Annotated in this window: 18 protein-coding genes; 7 read left to right on the top strand and 11 right to left on the bottom strand. The window is 43.6% G+C overall.

Annotated features, from left to right (window positions below; genetic code table 11):
* Positions 1-7 precede the first annotated feature (7 nt).
* Positions 8-718, bottom strand: a complete 711-nt coding sequence (locus RH85_RS07645; protein ID WP_005596232.1) for a ribulose-phosphate 3-epimerase — start codon at positions 716-718, stop codon at positions 8-10.
* Positions 719-727: 9 nt separating this feature from the next.
* Positions 728-1,570, bottom strand: a complete 843-nt coding sequence (locus tag RH85_RS07640) for a Cof-type HAD-IIB family hydrolase (RefSeq protein ID WP_006711637.1) — start codon at positions 1,568-1,570, stop codon at positions 728-730.
* Between the two features lie 222 nt (positions 1,571-1,792).
* Between RH85_RS07640 and ulaR the strand changes: the two genes are divergently transcribed.
* Together ulaR and RH85_RS07630 are read left to right on the top strand one after the other, a co-directional pair.
* The gene (ulaR, locus tag RH85_RS07635; RefSeq protein WP_006711636.1) at positions 1,793-2,575 is read left to right on the top strand and encodes an HTH-type transcriptional regulator UlaR; all 783 of its coding nucleotides are present in this window, start codon (positions 1,793-1,795) and stop codon (positions 2,573-2,575) included.
* 341 nt (positions 2,576-2,916) lie between these two features.
* A complete protein-coding gene (locus tag RH85_RS07630) occupies positions 2,917-3,912 on the top strand; it encodes a transporter (RefSeq protein ID WP_006711635.1) in 996 nt (331 codons plus the stop codon).
* A gap of 243 nt (positions 3,913-4,155) precedes the next feature.
* Here RH85_RS07630 and RH85_RS07625 read toward each other — a convergent pair whose 3' ends face one another.
* From RH85_RS07625 to RH85_RS23425, 4 genes are read right to left on the bottom strand one after another with little or no spacing between them, the layout of a single operon-like run.
* Positions 4,156-4,872, bottom strand: a complete 717-nt coding sequence (locus tag RH85_RS07625) for a hypothetical protein (RefSeq protein WP_006711634.1) — start codon at positions 4,870-4,872, stop codon at positions 4,156-4,158.
* A gap of 2 nt (positions 4,873-4,874) precedes the next feature.
* Complete coding sequence (locus tag RH85_RS07620) at positions 4,875-5,552, bottom strand: C39 family peptidase (RefSeq protein ID WP_420895797.1); 678 nt, start codon at positions 5,550-5,552, stop codon at positions 4,875-4,877.
* A 1-nt stretch (position 5,553) separates the two neighbouring features.
* On the bottom strand, positions 5,554-5,883 hold the full coding sequence (locus RH85_RS07615; RefSeq protein ID WP_006711632.1) for a hypothetical protein: 330 nt from the start codon (positions 5,881-5,883) through the stop codon (positions 5,554-5,556).
* Positions 5,884-5,895: 12 nt separating this feature from the next.
* The gene (locus tag RH85_RS23425; RefSeq protein ID WP_006711631.1) at positions 5,896-6,822 is read right to left on the bottom strand and encodes a hypothetical protein; all 927 of its coding nucleotides are present in this window, start codon (positions 6,820-6,822) and stop codon (positions 5,896-5,898) included.
* A gap of 545 nt (positions 6,823-7,367) precedes the next feature.
* Here RH85_RS23425 and RH85_RS07600 point away from each other — a divergent pair.
* Positions 7,368-8,006, top strand: coding sequence for a helix-turn-helix transcriptional regulator (locus RH85_RS07600; protein ID WP_006711630.1), 639 nt, complete (start codon positions 7,368-7,370; stop codon positions 8,004-8,006).
* A 41-nt stretch (positions 8,007-8,047) separates the two neighbouring features.
* Here RH85_RS07600 and RH85_RS07595 read toward each other — a convergent pair whose 3' ends face one another.
* The gene (locus RH85_RS07595; protein ID WP_006711629.1) at positions 8,048-8,404 is read right to left on the bottom strand and encodes a YibL family ribosome-associated protein; all 357 of its coding nucleotides are present in this window, start codon (positions 8,402-8,404) and stop codon (positions 8,048-8,050) included.
* 151 nt (positions 8,405-8,555) lie between these two features.
* Between RH85_RS07595 and RH85_RS07590 the strand changes: the two genes are divergently transcribed.
* Both RH85_RS07590 and RH85_RS07585 read left to right on the top strand, forming a co-directional pair.
* Entirely contained in the window at positions 8,556-9,335 is a 780-nt protein-coding gene (locus tag RH85_RS07590; RefSeq protein WP_006711628.1) for a DUF4344 domain-containing metallopeptidase, read from the top strand.
* Between the two features lie 182 nt (positions 9,336-9,517).
* A complete protein-coding gene (locus tag RH85_RS07585; RefSeq protein ID WP_039948836.1) occupies positions 9,518-11,179 on the top strand; it encodes a methyl-accepting chemotaxis protein in 1,662 nt (553 codons plus the stop codon).
* A gap of 97 nt (positions 11,180-11,276) precedes the next feature.
* On the opposite strand, the gene RH85_RS07580 is transcribed toward RH85_RS07585, so the two are convergent.
* Positions 11,277-11,636, bottom strand: a complete 360-nt coding sequence (locus tag RH85_RS07580) for a DUF805 domain-containing protein (protein WP_006711626.1) — start codon at positions 11,634-11,636, stop codon at positions 11,277-11,279.
* A gap of 448 nt (positions 11,637-12,084) precedes the next feature.
* Here RH85_RS07580 and RH85_RS07575 point away from each other — a divergent pair, with 448 nt between their 5' ends.
* Complete coding sequence (locus RH85_RS07575; RefSeq protein ID WP_006711625.1) at positions 12,085-12,414, top strand: DMT family transporter; 330 nt, start codon at positions 12,085-12,087, stop codon at positions 12,412-12,414.
* A gap of 105 nt (positions 12,415-12,519) precedes the next feature.
* Here RH85_RS07575 and RH85_RS07570 read toward each other — a convergent pair whose 3' ends face one another.
* From RH85_RS07570 to RH85_RS07560, 3 genes are all read right to left on the bottom strand, one after another.
* Positions 12,520-13,188, bottom strand: coding sequence for a tRNA (adenine(22)-N(1))-methyltransferase (locus tag RH85_RS07570; RefSeq protein ID WP_006711624.1), 669 nt, complete (start codon positions 13,186-13,188; stop codon positions 12,520-12,522).
* Positions 13,189-13,386: 198 nt separating this feature from the next.
* Positions 13,387-13,956, bottom strand: a complete 570-nt coding sequence (locus RH85_RS07565; protein WP_006711623.1) for a copper resistance protein NlpE — start codon at positions 13,954-13,956, stop codon at positions 13,387-13,389.
* Between the two features lie 261 nt (positions 13,957-14,217).
* Positions 14,218-15,120, bottom strand: coding sequence for a LysR family transcriptional regulator (locus RH85_RS07560; RefSeq protein ID WP_006711622.1), 903 nt, complete (start codon positions 15,118-15,120; stop codon positions 14,218-14,220).
* Between the two features lie 121 nt (positions 15,121-15,241).
* Here RH85_RS07560 and RH85_RS07555 point away from each other — a divergent pair.
* On the top strand, positions 15,242-16,282 hold a 1,041-nt coding region (locus RH85_RS07555; protein WP_006711621.1), incomplete at its 3' end, for an HlyD family secretion protein.

Raw genomic sequence — 16,282 nt, 5'->3', positions numbered from 1 at the left:
AGTTTAATTATGCTTTTTCAGCGGCAACGGCTTCTTCTGCTTTATCTAGTGCTTCACGGAAATCGTGAACACCTGCAGTGATACCGTCTTTGTGACCAAAGATGTTAGTAGAAGCAACCATGACGTCGATGTCTTCTTTTAGTAGCGCTTCTAGGTTGTGGTTACGGATACCGCCATCCACACATAGCTCACAGTTCGGGTTACGCTCGTTGATCAACTGACGCGCTTCACGAATCATTTCAATTGCAGATTCACGCCATAGCCACTCATCGTTGTTCACGCCGTGGATAACAATATGTAAACGGTCTAGGTAGTAAATCGCTTCTTTAACGAAAGAAACTGGAGTGAAACAGCCCACCGTTAGACCAAACTTCATGTTGTAGTCACGGCAGTACTTCATCATGTACGCCAGTGGTGCACCTAGGAAGTTTTCTGCTGGAAGGATCAGCATGTCTGCACCCGCTTTGGCGATTTTCTCTACGAATAGACGGTCACAATCTTTGAAGTAAGCGTGTACTTCGATTGGTTTGTCCGTGTATTGACGAATACCTTCAACGATTTGGTGACCACCCATTAGCTGCATGTTTTTCAGATCGTGCATATCAGCTGCATCACAGTGGATGTAGTCTGCACCTGCATCAGACACTTCTTTTACGACGTCAGCGATGTGACCGTAATCTACGTGTGCTAGACCTGCTGCAATTTTTACTTTTTTCATGATATTTCCTTAATAGCTAAATGAGTGTTGGCAAGAGTGTTGACCTTCAGACACAACCAGTCTGAGATACTGCCCAATGCCGCAACCGTTATTATCTGTAACAATGAGGTTGGCTAAGCCGCGCAAAGCAGGGCTTGCATTTGCCATCGCTACGGGTTCACCAACAATACGGAACATATCTGCATCGTTGTCGCCGTCACCAAATGCGATGGTTTGTTTAGGAGCGATATTTTGCTGATTCAACCAGCCCAGCGTTGCTTGACCTTTATTGACGCCTAAGCCAGTAATATCGAGTTTGTTAGGCGCAGAAAGGTCAGCTTGCAAGCTGCTTGTTAGGGTGTCGCGCAATTGACAAAGTGCGATTTTGTCATCACTCGACACTAATACTTTGTACACATCACCACAGTGCGCGGTTAGCTCTTCTACCGCCTTAATGATGGCGATCTCACCTTGCGCGTTGTTCATTTCCATCTGCTTTTTCAAACCCAGGAAATGCGCTGACTCTTGCGTGGCATAAATGCCGTTTTGTGCATAGATAGTGAAATAGAACTGACCAAGATTGAGCATGTCGAGCAATTGAGTAAGTTGCTGAGCTTCAATTATGGTGCTGTGGTTAACACGTTGTTTAACGGGGTCATATTGGTAAGCACCGTTACAACAAATGATGGGAGCAGTCACTCCCAACTGGTTGACGTAAGGCAGCATCAAATTATGAGGACGACCACTGGCAAGTGTGACTTGATAACCTTCACGCAGTGCGAGCTTTATCGCATCAACATTGTTGGCGTTGATCTGATGTTGGTCGTTCAGTAGCGTTCCATCTAAATCTATAATGATTGCTTGATACTTCACCTTGGCCTCCAATGACTCTTTGTGACTCTTTGTGACTCTTTGTGACTCGAAATGACCAATTAGCGTCACGTAAAGTCACTTTTGACTTTTTATGACCAAAACCAGGCTAAAGATCACAAAAACACGTCATTTAAAATTCACAAAACGTCATAATGATTTTTTATTTGCTCAAAACGTCAAATTCGGTCAAAATGAACCACAATAAAAATATAGGACTTAGTTATGAATGAAGTACAGCGTCATAGAAGGCTACTGGAGTATCTTGAAAACCATACTTACATCAGTACTAATGACTATGTAGAGATGCTTGATATCTCTTTATCTACTGCTCGACGAGATATCACAAAGTTGGCGGAAGAAGGCCGATTGACCAAGATGCGCAATGGCGCTGAAGCCATTGGACATGAAGATAATGTGGGAAATGGTAACGCTCATACTACTTCTCATTTCATTCCTGTCGAAAGGGATATCGACAACTATTCAGCGAAGATAAGAATTGCTCGCGCTGCCGCAACATTATGCGATGAAAATGACAGTGTGATAGTCAGCGGTAGTAATACCACCTTTTTGATGGGTGAACATTTAGCTGGGCATAACATTCAAGTGATCACCAATTTTATGCCTCTCGCTTACCAACTTATCCAAGCTAACCATCCTAGTCTGATCATTTTGGGTGGCCAATATCTGCCTGAGCGTCATATTACCATTTCACCGGATACCGAATCCGCCGATGACCATTCCAGCCGTTTCGTCTTCTTTACTGGTACTGGCATCACTAAAGCTGGCGTTTATACGTCGGATATATTGGTGTATATGGCAGAGAAAAAGCTGCTTGAATACGGTGACCGCTTAATTGCGTTAATGGATAGCTCCAAAATCGGTAAGCACGGAGGCAAATTACTGGCCTGCGCCTCACAATTAGACACCTTAATCACCGACGAAGCAGCAGACAAAGAGACTCTGCAAGCCCTTGAAGAGGCTGGAGTTACAATCATCCTTGTCTAACCATTGTCTGTTGTTCGACCTATTGACAAAAAAAGCGCTCAAATGAGCGCTTTTGTTTTATCTGGATACAAGCTCAGTAAGAAACGACGGCAACATCTCATTTATGAGAAAAGTCATGAGCTTTAAGTATTAAAAAAGTATGCACACGACCGACGCTGAAAATAAGCGATATGCAATCCTTCCATTATTCACTTTATATATCAATACAATACAAAGACTTGCTCTAAGAAAGCCCTACACTCTCCAATTTTTAATAAACAAAAGTTGTCCATAAACAGTGGCAAGAGTGACGTAGCTGTCCTATCTAAAAGAGGGACTAATAATAAAATAGGGATAAAATAATGACCAAACCTCTGATACTTTCGCTGCCATTTCTGCTGTTTTCACCCGCAATTTTGGCCGACAACCATGAACAACCAAATGACGCCAAACGCGCGCAAACAGTCGCTGATGTAATTGATAGACCGGGGGTTTTGACACCAAAAGGAGAGTTTGGCCTTGAGGCATCGCTTAATTACTCACAAAACTCTTCAAATAAGGTCAACATCATCGGCTATACCGTCTTACCGGCTTTGATTGTAGGGCGCATTGAAGTGAGCGATTCAGATCGAACCACGATTACAGCGGGCATCACCGGTCGCTACGGCTTAACCAATGCCACTGAAATAGAAATGCGCGTACCCTTTGTTTATCGCAATGACCAAATTTCTACTCGTCCAATTCAGGATGGCGCCTCTGATGAAACCATTAATTCAGATCTCGATGGTGGCGGTTTAGGTGACATTGAGTTTGCTATCCGTCATCAATTTAATTTTGATACCACACCTTACTGGGTCGGCAGCTTAAGAATTAAATCCGATACCGGTAAGTCGCCTTACGATATTGATGTAGATCCAAGCAGCAATGCCCTTGTTGACGCGCCAACTGGCTCTGGTTTTTGGAGTATTGAACCGGGCATTTCGATGATCTACCCTACCGATCCAGCCGTGCTGTTCGCCAACATGTCTTACATCTATAACTTTAAATCCGATGTCGATTTTGATGGCCAATCCGCAGAGGTCGATTTAGGTGATACCATCTCCCTCGGGGCTGGGCTTGGTTTTGCCATCAACCCAACCCTATCGCTTTCTATCGGTCTAAGCCACCAAACGATCTTAAAGAGTAAAATCAATGGTCGTACTGATGATGAAGCAAAGCTATTGCAACTTGACTCACTCAACTTTGGCATCAATTACGCCCTAAGCCCGACCACTTCTCTTAATATCAGCGCTCAGGCTGGTTTAACCGAAGACACACCCGACTTCCAACTCAATGTAAGAGTGCCATTTACCTTTTAAGTATCACTTTGCAGCTATCGTCTTTGAGAAGGGGTCAATACACAATATTGACCCTTTTCATTGTTCCTTTTAATTGCCCCTTCTCTTTCCATCACATCACTACCCAGATTCATTTGACCACAAGGCGCCTCCCGCCCAATCAGACACTGGTTTTTCACTGAGCTTAACTTGATTGAGGAAAAAAAATGCCAATGTGCCTTACGGCCATTGGCATTTGACTTACAAAATCACTCACATTAGGGGTTATTGGAGATTGATTTGTAATGCTTGCTGTAACTTGTTACTACGCTCAATTTGTCGGATAACGCTGCCGACCTGCGCATCAATATCAATGACCGTATCAAAACCCACCACGGTACCGTCTAAGGTATTTTGAATGATGTTATTGATCGCTGCTTGGTCAAAGACATTAGCAGGTACCACGACTTGACTGACCGTCACTTGCGATACCGAAGCCACAGTTGGCTGTGACACTGGCGGATTCGCAACCGATTCAGGCTCCGCTGGCAAGGTTGTCGTTATCGCCGGAGAAGGAGATCCACTCTCCGTTGTCGCAGCCACTTCCGTCGCAGGAGGGGTTATTGAAGGGGTTGGGGTTGATATTGCCTCTGGCTCTGGAACAACCGTTTGAGTGTTAGGCAGTGACACCGCATTCTCTAACCCAACTTGCACTATCGTGGTCGTTGGTATTTGTGTGTTTGGCCGAGACGAGATGAAACGACCATTTTGGATCATCAAATTAGCGATACGATTAGTAAACAACGTATCTCCATTTATCGATGTACGAATGTTTAAGCCAATATTGATGACAAAATCATCCTTGAACTTAAAACCCGCACGGTAATTTGATAGTGCTTGTTCCTCTAACGGTTCGAGCCTATCGAGTTGATATGAGCCTGCATGAGCTTGTCCTATCAAACAAGCTGCTACCGTACCCATCAACCATAATTTTCTAAACATTGTTAATACTCCCCACGTTCGGGCAGTGTAATACTAAATACGCCTAACGAGCCTCTGGAGACTCCCGAATCTAACGGTGAAGGCGCGTACAATGTATAGTTGTCATCAGAAATATAGGTGTTTTGTGCCACATTGACATGATTGCGAATAAGTAGAACGATGCCAGAATAGTAATGTTCAAATTGCTCGTACGTCATCTGCATTGTTCCACGAGATGGGTCACCGACGATCACTGAATGTTCATTCATTCCTTTAATCACTACGAAGTGCATATAGCCATCAAAGTTCACTAAGGTGATACCTGGCACGCCTAGTTGGCGCATTTTTGCCAGAGGCACCTTAAAGCCATCTGCTTTGTATCCCAAAGAATCTAAATATTCTTTCATGTCGAGTAACGAAAAACCGTCTTTTTTAATCTTGTCTTGATTCCCTCTTTCAAACATGACTTTAAATATCGTGTCTTCATCTACAGGATTATCGTAATGGTATGTCAGAAGAGATGCGACAGCGGCCGATCCACAGCTAAAGTCATATTGCTGGCGCACTACATCGCCAAACAACATTTCTTTGTAGCTTTTGACCGGCACCGAGAAAACGCCTCGGCTCGGCATATAATCCAACGCGTGAGAGGATGCTGATAGAGCCAGCATCCCCAATATTACTATTCGCCAAAAAACCATATCATTCTAGTGTCAGGTTAACGACCATCGAGTTTTGAATCAGGACATTATTACCAGTATTTTGAATCACGCTAGTAACGCCAGAGCTAGAAGCAAGTGCTCCTGCTCCAATCACGTTACCACCGTTGATTGTGTGGTTAGCAATGTTGCCTTGACTCAAACCTACGACTTCCGAAGACGCTGTCACACTATCTAAATCTATGGTGTACTGACCACCTCTAGAGCTATCCATCATTTCACTGGATAGCTCAAGGTCGTCAGCCAGCACAAGATCATCAGCATAAGCGTTGACAACTAACAATCCACTTATCGCGATTAGTGCTAAGCGCATGACAATCTCCAGTTACTTAGTGTTAACCGTAGCGTTGGTGACTACAGACTGTTGAACTAAAGAGTTTGCACCCGCTGTTTGGCTGACTGTGGTAATACCGGCAGCGTTGTTAAAGCCTGTCATGTTGTTGGTATTACGCACTTGCACACCTGCACCGGCACATTTACCACAACCGCCACGATACATTGAACCCGCTTCACCGTATTCAACCGATACATCTGAGATTTCACCATCTAGATCAGATTTTGCTACAACCATATCTACTTCAAAGTTCAACTCATGTTTGGTCGTTGTATTGATGTTGTTGGCACTGTTTGACCAAGATTTGTTGTTGTCATTACCACCACCGGTCGTAATGGTGTTGTCATCATCACCATTATTCGTGTCAGTGTTGGCACTGTCAGTCCACGTTTTGTTGTTGTCGTTACCGCCACCCGTTGTGATGGTGTTGTCATCATCACCATTGTTCGTGTCAGTATCGGTATGCGTATTGTTACTAAACAATGTATTACCATCATCACCAGCGCCATTACCATTATTGTCATTCCCGGCACCGATATTGTTTCCATCATCACCATTACTGCTGACAGAATGGGTGTTATTGCTCAGTACTGTATTACCGTCATCACCGCCACCGTTAGTGATCGTGTTGTCATCATCACCATTGTTAGTATCGGTATTAGCACTATTTTTCCACGACTTGTTGTGGTCGTCGCCACCGCCTTTCGTCAACGTATTGCCATCGTCACCGTTATTAGAGTGAGAAAAAGAGTTGCCGTCATGGCCGCCGCCAGTTGTTATGACGTTACCATCATTACCCGCACCATTACCGTTGGTTTGGTCACCACCACCGCCGCCACCACCGCTACCAGCTAGTGCTGAGCCGCTCATTAAGAATGCTGCCATCGCGATTGCTAAACCAGTTTTTTTAAGATTCATAACCTTTCACTCCGTTGTGTATCCATGTCTGAATTTGATGTTTATGCTCGGAAGCAACGGAAGTATAGGTAGGGGATCGGGGCTGAACTTCTCACATTTGAGACAAGCAACCGCTCTAGCGTCGGACAAACAGAAACCAGATGATATGCGCCTAATTAATACGTTTAATTAACAGCAAGTTGTAGATGGTGAAAACCATAAAAGTGAGGCAAGTATGAAGATATTGGCTCGATTTGGCCTAATTAGAGTGTCGTACTTTTTCTTCTTTCATCAGTATTTTTTGCTACTTCAAACGATGAAAATCAGCTTCTATCGCCCGTGTTCACTCAATTTCAAACACTTACCAATAAATTAATGAGAAAAACATCAATTACATAATTTTGGCCTAAACTTACCTACTAACCATTATTGATAGTTTGATGATTAAATAGTTTGAATCATCCCTCTCATACTCAGATTTTGAATATACTTGTTTGTGCACCTTGCAAAGAACAAGGGCGTAGGTAAGAAATTTGCTTGTTAATAGCGTCTAGGAGCTAGCTATTATGACCAAAAAGCACGTGGTGATACTGTCAGATAAAAATCTGCACGCCGGTCTCATGGAGAGACAACTGTATGAAGAGTTGGATGTCAGTGTATCAACGATCCCCCACTCTCAATTTACCGCTGCGGGTTCGGAACAGATCACCGATCTGGCATTACTCGATTTCACACAAATAAAACCGCTAGTTCAATCAAACCAACTGCCTAATTTTGATCTGCTGGGCATTGACGTTTTGGTGCATAACACTCCCAAAGTTGAGTTAGACCACCCGTTTCTTTATTGGCATTCGTTAAAAGGCATATTAGTTAATACGTCACCAATACAGCATTTACATCAAAGTGTGGGCTACATTCTTAACGGCGGGCTTTGGCTACCAAGAAAATGTTTGGAAAAGTTGGTGCAAATAAAACGCGATCCAAGTCTTATTCGTTGTGACATGTACAACACTCTAACCAACAGAGAGAGACAGGTGTTAGATCATCTGGCCGCGGGACAGTCAAATAAACAGATCGCAAAGCAGCTGTACTTATCAGAAAGTACAATTAAGTCTCACATTTATCGTGTATATAAGAAGCTGGATATTCACAAACGTAAAGATGCCATGCGTATGACAAAGGTGATCGACAATTATCAAATGTAAAAAGCTTAAGGGAAAAAAAAGCGCCTTATTCGGCGCTTTTTTTAGAATTTCTTCGGTGCAAAACCAGTCATCACTTCAATACGTAACTGTTTACCCATTTTTGTCATTGGGTGCACAATAACAAGGCCTTTAACTGATTTTTTCAGTTTACCTAAATCCGCCTGCTCTTCTTTGGTGATTTCACGGTAAAACGGCATATCTTGTAGCTCTTTACGCTCTTTGTTTAGATCGTAAGTTTGCTTACCTTTTAGGGATGCCTGCTTCTTAATTAGCGCTTCTAAGTCATCCGTAAATTTACTGATCATAGCTTGATCACCACGAGACTTAGCGGCATCAAGTTTGTGGCGGCAAGTATCAATACGGTTAGTTAGCTTCTGGATGTCTTGTTTGATAGTCATGGTGATCAACTCTTCATATTTTGAGGGCGCGGAGTATAGCATAGGTATCACTCCTTCCGTAGAACAAATAATACCAGTGCTCAGCGATAAAAGAGACAACTTATTGTGCTAGCCTAATAACAACCCGTTTCGTCCGTCTGAGAACGCTATGATGCACATACGCTATACCCCATTTCTTCTTATTGCTTGCGCGCTATTCAGTCCTGCCAGTGCTGCTCTTGATACGATTGAATTCAAATATCTACCACCAGCGAACCCGAATGAGCAACAAGCCCAATCTGCGATAAAAGAGAGTGAGATAAACCCACTGGTTGCCGATCTCGCCAATCAATACTTCCCATTTAGTCAAACCTTAACGGTGCAATATGGTGGCGAAGAAGGACCATTATACGATCCTGAAATTCATACCATTCATATACCTTACGAGTTTTACCATCAAGCCCTGCAGTATTTTATCGCAAACAACTATCAAGAAAAATATGGTCGCTCACCTCAACTGGGCACCATAGATACGCTTCTGCACACCCTATTGCATGAAGCTGGGCATGCCTATATTGCCGATCGAAACATTCCGGTTCTTGGCAAAGAAGAAGACGCCGTAGACAATTTTGCCGCCATCATAATGCTTGAATATATCGAAGGTGGTGATGAAGCAACAATCAGTGCCGCAGACATGTTCGCTTTCGAGTCACAACAGCGTCCGGATTATTATGATTGGGGTGAATACATTGATGAGCATAGCTTCGATCTACAGCGCTATTTTTCCACGCTATGTCTCGTTTACGGCAATGATCCTAAAAAATACGCCACATTACTTAACGAGATTGAGCAAGATTATCTTAGTGAAAGGCAACAATTCTGCCGTTACCAATATCAAGCAATCAACAATAACTGGCATCGCTATTTGCATGAACCTTATCAGCAGAAATAAACACATAACACTTAAGAAACCATAGATCAACATCAAACAAAGATAATTTACAACGATAATTAAATCTAAAACATTTAAGTTTCACATTTCTTTGCCGACAACTCTGTTAACATCTTTGCTACTAAATAAATGAATATTTACAAAGTAATAATGGATCTGAGTGAATTAGTGCAGGAAATACTATGAATCTAACAATAAGAAAGCGCCTCTATATATTATCAATTGTTCCCTTGCTTCTGATGGCGATCGGCATGATGAGTGTGGCCTATTACAAAACGACAGGATTGACGGCACAGCAGGTGGCAGCAACCCGAACCAACATGATGGAAATGAAGCAAAATGAGCTTACTGCCTACCTCCAAATGGCAAAATCTTCCATTCAGCCTTTTCTTGATCGTGGTGCATCACTAGAAGAAGCACTCCCAACCCTAAAAGAGCTTGAATATGGTCAGTCTGGCTATATCTTTGGTTACGATTCCAAAGGGGTACGAATCGTTGTCGGCAAAAATACTGATGGTATTGGCAAGAGCTTTTATGACCTACAGGATCAAAAGGGTAATTACTTAATTCGAGATCTTATCAAAAACTCGAAAACGGGCACCTTCACTACTTACTACTTTCCAAAGTTAGGCGAAACCGTCGCGCTACCTAAACTCAGTTACTCTATTTTTATCCCCGAATGGGATTTGATGTTGGGCACGGGGTTCTATACTGATGATATCGACGCCATCGTCGCTCAGATGAACCAACGCTCAAACCAAGCACTAGAGAGTACATTAACCGCAATTGCGACCTTCTGTTTCGTTATTGCTGCGCTGGTGGCTATTTTCGCCGTTGCCGTTAACCGCACCATCATGAGTCCACTTGAGCAATTTGACCGCTCAATCCAATCTTTTGCTAACGGTGATGCCGATCTTACGGCGCGTATGGAAGCGTTTAGAGCCCCTGAGTTTGCCCGCTTGAGCAATAACTTCAATGCTTTTGTCGCCAGTCTGCAGAACATCATCAGCAGCGTCAGTCAAGTTGGTGTGCAAGTGGTGAGTGAAACCACCAATATGTCTAATCGCGCCGCTCAAGTCGATCAACTAGCCACAGGCCAACGAGAAGAAACCGAGCAAGTTGCTACTGCGATGACTGAAATGACGACCACCGCTCAAGAGATCTCAAGCAATGCTAGCCAAGCGGCAGACTCTGCGAAAGAGGCGGATGATAATGCCAAAGAAGCGCAGCAGATTGTCAACTCTGCTGCTTCGTCAGTTGAAGCTTTAGCGGATGAAGTGCTCAGAGCCACACAAGTAATTTCTCGCTTAGAAGGCGATGTACAAAATATCTCCTCTTCACTGGAGGTGATTCAAGATATTGCAGAACAAACCAACTTATTAGCGTTGAATGCTGCTATCGAAGCCGCTCGAGCAGGTGAGCAAGGACGCGGATTTGCTGTGGTTGCGGACGAGGTTCGTAACCTTGCCAGTCGTACTCAACAAAGCACTGGTGAGATTCACCAAATGATTGAACAGCTCAAATCAGCATCAGATGATGCCGTCAAAGCGATGGAATCTAGCCAATCTCGCAGCTCTGATACGGTCAGTGAAGCTAATGCAGCTGCCGAAGCTTTGGTTAAAATCCAACATTCGATTGATACCATCATGGATATGAATGCGCTGATCGCGACTGCAACCGAGGAGCAGAGTTTGGTTGGACAAGAGATCTCTGAGCGTATTGTAATCATCTCTGACCAAAGTTCTCAATCCGCTAAATTGGCCAACGAAAACCGCGCTGGTAGTCAAACACTCAATAGTCGTGCAAATGAATTGTATGACTTGGTTGACCGTTTTAAGGTCTAAATCTACGCCAACCAATTGAGTCGTGCACTTAAAATGAAAAAAGGCGAGCATCAGCTTCGCCTTTTTTCATACTAATCTATGATGCAAAATCATATAACTAGATAAACATGCCATCCGAACCTTTTGGATTTGGACCGTACTCGTTATGGCCTGGTGCACTGTCGCCCACCATGAAATAAATCAGAACCAAGATACCAATGATTGGGATCAAACTGATCAGTAACCACCAGCCAGTGCGTCCAGTATCGTGCAAACGGCGAACACCAACAGCAATACTTGGAATCAGTATCGCTAAGCTATAAACAAAGCCTAATACCACCGTACCTAAAAGCCCATCAACGAACCCTAGTAGTAAGGTAAAAATAAGGTTAATTAAAAAAAACATCCAATATTCTTTACGTCTTGAACGACCACTAAATACGGCATATTTTTTTAATACTGCGAGATACCATTCCATCTATTTACTCCTAGTTTAATTGACTTACCTAATCGGTCTTATACTCATTTCCAGTTCTTGTCAGCGCAAGATCTTCTACCAACACTGACCAATCAATATAAGAAGGTTGATAACCTATAGCGTGACAAAACTAAATTAAAGTGTGTTGATTATAAAACTCGCTTTATATCAATAATATTACTCTCTAAATCGAATCCGTTCAGCCATTCAATTAATATGTGCAAAAATGATGACCATTTAACCAGCAAAACGCCGTTGAACGTGCTGTAACTTGTAACGGAAAACCGGGCTTATGTATGGCTATCAAACATAGGTGCGCAATTTAGGTGGCAGTAACGTTGAGCCTCTTTAACCAAGTGATGGAGTAGTTCAGGAGCATTAACTTAGCCGTAGATTATAAACGAGTTGTTTCTACAACACGTGTCGCCAACTGATTTAGGATCATGCTATGGGTTATTTCTATCTATCAATTGCTATTGTTGCTGAAGTTATTGCAACCGGCGCTTTAAAATCCGCCGATGGATTTTCCAAGTTAGGGCCGAGTATTGTGGTCGTCATAGGCTATGGTGTGGCTTTCTATTTTCTATCCTTGGTGCTGAAAACGATGCCGGTTGGAATTGCCTATGCGATATGGTCTGGACTTGGCATTGTTCTTATCTCTACGATCAGTGCTGTAGTATTTAAACAAAAACTCGATTTACCTGCGGTGATCGGTATGTTTTTAATTATCAGCGGCGTCGTGGTAATGAACGTATTCTCCAAATCTGTCGGTCATTGAACAACACCCAAGCTTTGGGGCGTTTCATGAGGGTTGAGATGATGCCCTATTTCACAACCGCGCTCGTAGGGTCCCATCGCCCAGCTCGCAAACCACTTTGCACCACTAAATAGCGATGGCTTGGTACGCTTCAACAATATGAGCAACGTCTTTGCTTTGCTGCATGCGGCGATAATGATCTAAAGTCTTGGCCAGGTATTTTCCAGCCACTTGAGACTGCTCTTCGCTGGTAGCTTGCCAAATAACCTCACCCACCGCATGAAGTTTACGCTCAGGATCAGGCTCGGAAGAAACGAATAAGATTTCGTAAATCCGCTGATTGTCTTCCACCAGAGCTTCTTGATGTAAACTAAAATCTAGCTCAATCAAAGCCTGTCTTACGCTGTAATGATGATGCACAGGGCATAATAGAAAATCGATCGATAGCTGCGAATAGGCCGCCCGAATGCGCTGAATAAACTGCACCATGAGATCTCCCCCTACCCCAGCGATAATCACCAAATGTCGACCTTGATACTGATGTAGCGGCAAAGTGGCGACATCAATACAATGCGTATGCCATTGCGCAGAAGAATCGTGGCAGAAACGCTGTAAATTGGCTTCGACCTCACGCATCAGTTCAGGAACGATATCCACAAAGTGCACATGCCCTGCCGCCCGACGAGCGAGCAATGTCATACCGAGAAAGCCGTGGTCGCAGCAACAATCCCAAATATGCTGGTATTCACCGCTCACCATCTGATCAAGGTGCTTTAATCTTTTGCTCAATTTCACAGGGCATTCCACATTCAATATAAAAACCGCCGTATTGTAATGTTTTTCTGCGTTTTGGCTAATATTACCCGATTGGGCTTACGCCACTACCTTCGAAATTGCGTTGGTTTTTTATCAAAAAGCGCCAATAAAAAAGCAGCCCGAAGGCTGCTACAACATGTTTCTCTCAAGGCTTAATAAAGGGCGCCACCACGCTTATCACTCTTGTTGTACCAAGTTATAATTTTCTGCCATATCGCCTTGGACTTTATTGCCATCTACGTCCAGCATCATCAATACACCTTCACCCACAAAGAATTGCTGTGAGTCATCCTCAGTAGACAAGGTGACACTGTCACCCTTACTATTCCAAATAAACTCACCTGTGGATTTGTATTGGCCTTCACTACCTTGGCCTAGATAGTTTTGCTCGTAACTGTAAGTCGCATCAAAATTAAGCGTCAGTGATGTCGCGATACCTGAACAATCTGCACATGGTAATGTGCCAATATACACGCCTTCCCAATCGAGAGAGTTACGTGCACTATGCTCTAAACGGCCTTCAGCAGAGCTGACAGCCTCTTCTGGACGAATTATCGTACTGGTTGCCTCAGACAGGGTCGACGTTGCTTGAGAGACCACAGATTGAATGCCATCTGTCACTTGTACGGTAAGGTTCTCCGTTACCTGCTCTGCTGGGGCTTGAGCTAAAGGCTGCTCTGGCGTTTCATCTTGGCAACCGGCTAGCACGAAAACAGCGCTGGTTAGAATTAATAGTGTTTTATTCATCTTTCTTCCTTATTCAACGAATCGGATATCGTCTTCTAATATTAGAAGTGTTTGCGCCAATTACGTCAGAACAAACACAATTTATTGATCCGCGTTTGTCAGAAGAGCTTGAATTTAGTGATGTTTCTTGTAAATCCAGCCAAGTTTTCCATCACTATAATACACATTAACAATGACTAAAAATCAACCAGCACCATAGTTAAGTTATTATTTTTCAATAGTTTAGTTGCATTTACACTGTAAACTAAAAATGGCGTCACATCATGACTCGCTCGTCATCTTTTGTAAGGGGGCGACGCCATTCATCAACGCTTCAATAAACAGAGACAAGGCTTTGGGTTGATAACGACGTTGCTTATAGACCAAGTAAGCTTGGCGAGCGCTGCGATGATATTGTGGCAATATTTGCACTAGATTATCACGCGGAGTGATGTAACGGATTGGCAACGAAGCAACACCGAGGCCTTTTTCTACCGCGGCAATCACCGCAATAATGTCATTCACTACTAACTTCGGCTTAATGGTGATCACTTCCACCAGCGACTCTCCTTGATAAATAGGCAAATCAACCATGTGATCAACCGAAACCCATGACTGTTCAGTTAAGTCGGTTAAATTATCAATCTTGGCGACGTTTTTAAGGTATTCAGGACTGGCATAAAAACCATGTTTAGCTTGGAATAGAGGCCGAGCAATCATGTCATCTAAGTCACTAATATCAAAGGTCATCAACAAATCACGATCAGTTTGCGGTATTCGCTGTTCTTGACTCAACACCAGATCAAGTTCGACCTTAGGGTATTGCTGTAAAAACGTTTCCACCACCGCGCCAACAAAGTTGCGATAAAAATTATGGGGTAGCGCTAAACGGATCTTACCTTCTACATCATGGCGATCTTCACTGATTTGCGCACAAGCACTTTCAATGATTTCCATACCACTCTTAAGCTGATTAAACACACGTAAGCCGGTTTCCGTCGGCAATAGCTCTCGACCCTGTTTCTCTAACAAGCGTGTATTCAAGCGCGACTCTAAACCAGTTAGACGCCGTGACATGGTTGAAAGCGGTAAGTTAAGTTGCTTGGCGGCACCTTGCAAGGAGCCCATCTCGACCACTTTGCTGAAGAGATAAAGATCATCAACGTTTCCAAATATGGAAGTCATAATTTCAAACCTACTTGCTTTTGTTAATTTTGAATGGTTATAAACTCTTTCGCAAGTAGCACTGAGACATACATCCCCCTTCTATCACTCTCAAGGAATGAGATGCACCAAGAGACTAGCTGTGACTGACAAACTCTACCAATACGTACTTTATTTTGTTCTGGGCACAACAGCGGCATTCTCGTTGTTTTTGATCGCCTCAGATAATATTGCCCCTTTTACCACTCAAGCGTCACTGCATCGCAGCGTTGCAACAATTGCACCCGAAGTTTCTGGCGTTATAGAGTCCGTAGCGGTTAAAAATGGTCAATCAGTACATAGCGGTGATACTTTGTTCACGCTTGATGATCAAAGCTACTTACTCAACGTTCAACAAGCACAAGCTGAATTGGCACAAGCAAACGAAATGTTTGAAGCCAGCCAACAACAACTGATTGCTGCCGAGCAACTCTTCTCGCAGCGTAAGGAACAGTGGCTAAATAGCCAAGCGAAACAAAAGCGCACGACAACGCTGTTTAAAAAAGGGCTCACAACCGCTCAGGAGCTTGATGACAGTAAAACCAATGTCAACGTTGCTTATAGTGCTCTCCAAGCCGCCAAAGCCGAGATACAACGCATAAAAGCACAATTGTCGGATTCCACCAGCAATGCGGCTATCGAGCTGGCCAAAGTAAAGCTCGCCAGCGCCGAGTTAGATGAAAACCATACCCAAGTTCGCGCCTCTGCCGATGGTATTGTGACCAACTTACAACTGCAAACTGGCAGTTATATTGCGCAAGGCACCACCGCACTGCTGGTGGTCAACGAAGCACAAGCTTGGCTCAGCGCCGACTTCAATGAAAAAGGCATGTCACATCTCCAAGTCGGCAACATTGCTCACATTGCCTTTGACGCCCTACCCGGCCAAGTATTTATCGGTCATATCGAAAGCCAAGAACGTGCGGTGCGCGATATTGAAAATAGCCATGGTCAACTTTCCGATGTCGTCAATGACAGTCGTTGGATCCGTGAGCAGCAAAAAATTCGTGTCCGTATTCGCATCGAGCAACTTGATCCCAAACTGATTTCTGGCGCGCGAGCTTCAGTTAGTGTGAACAATGGTTCTGCCCTAATCGATAGCATTAGTGCAGTTTGGATCCACATGGTAGCGCTGTTTCGTTAC

Origin of the sequence: Vibrio ichthyoenteri ATCC 700023, assembly GCF_000222605.1 — a bacterium.
Classification (GTDB): domain Bacteria; phylum Pseudomonadota; class Gammaproteobacteria; order Enterobacterales; family Vibrionaceae; genus Vibrio; species Vibrio ichthyoenteri.
This window is presented reverse-complemented; position numbering and strand designations above follow the sequence as displayed.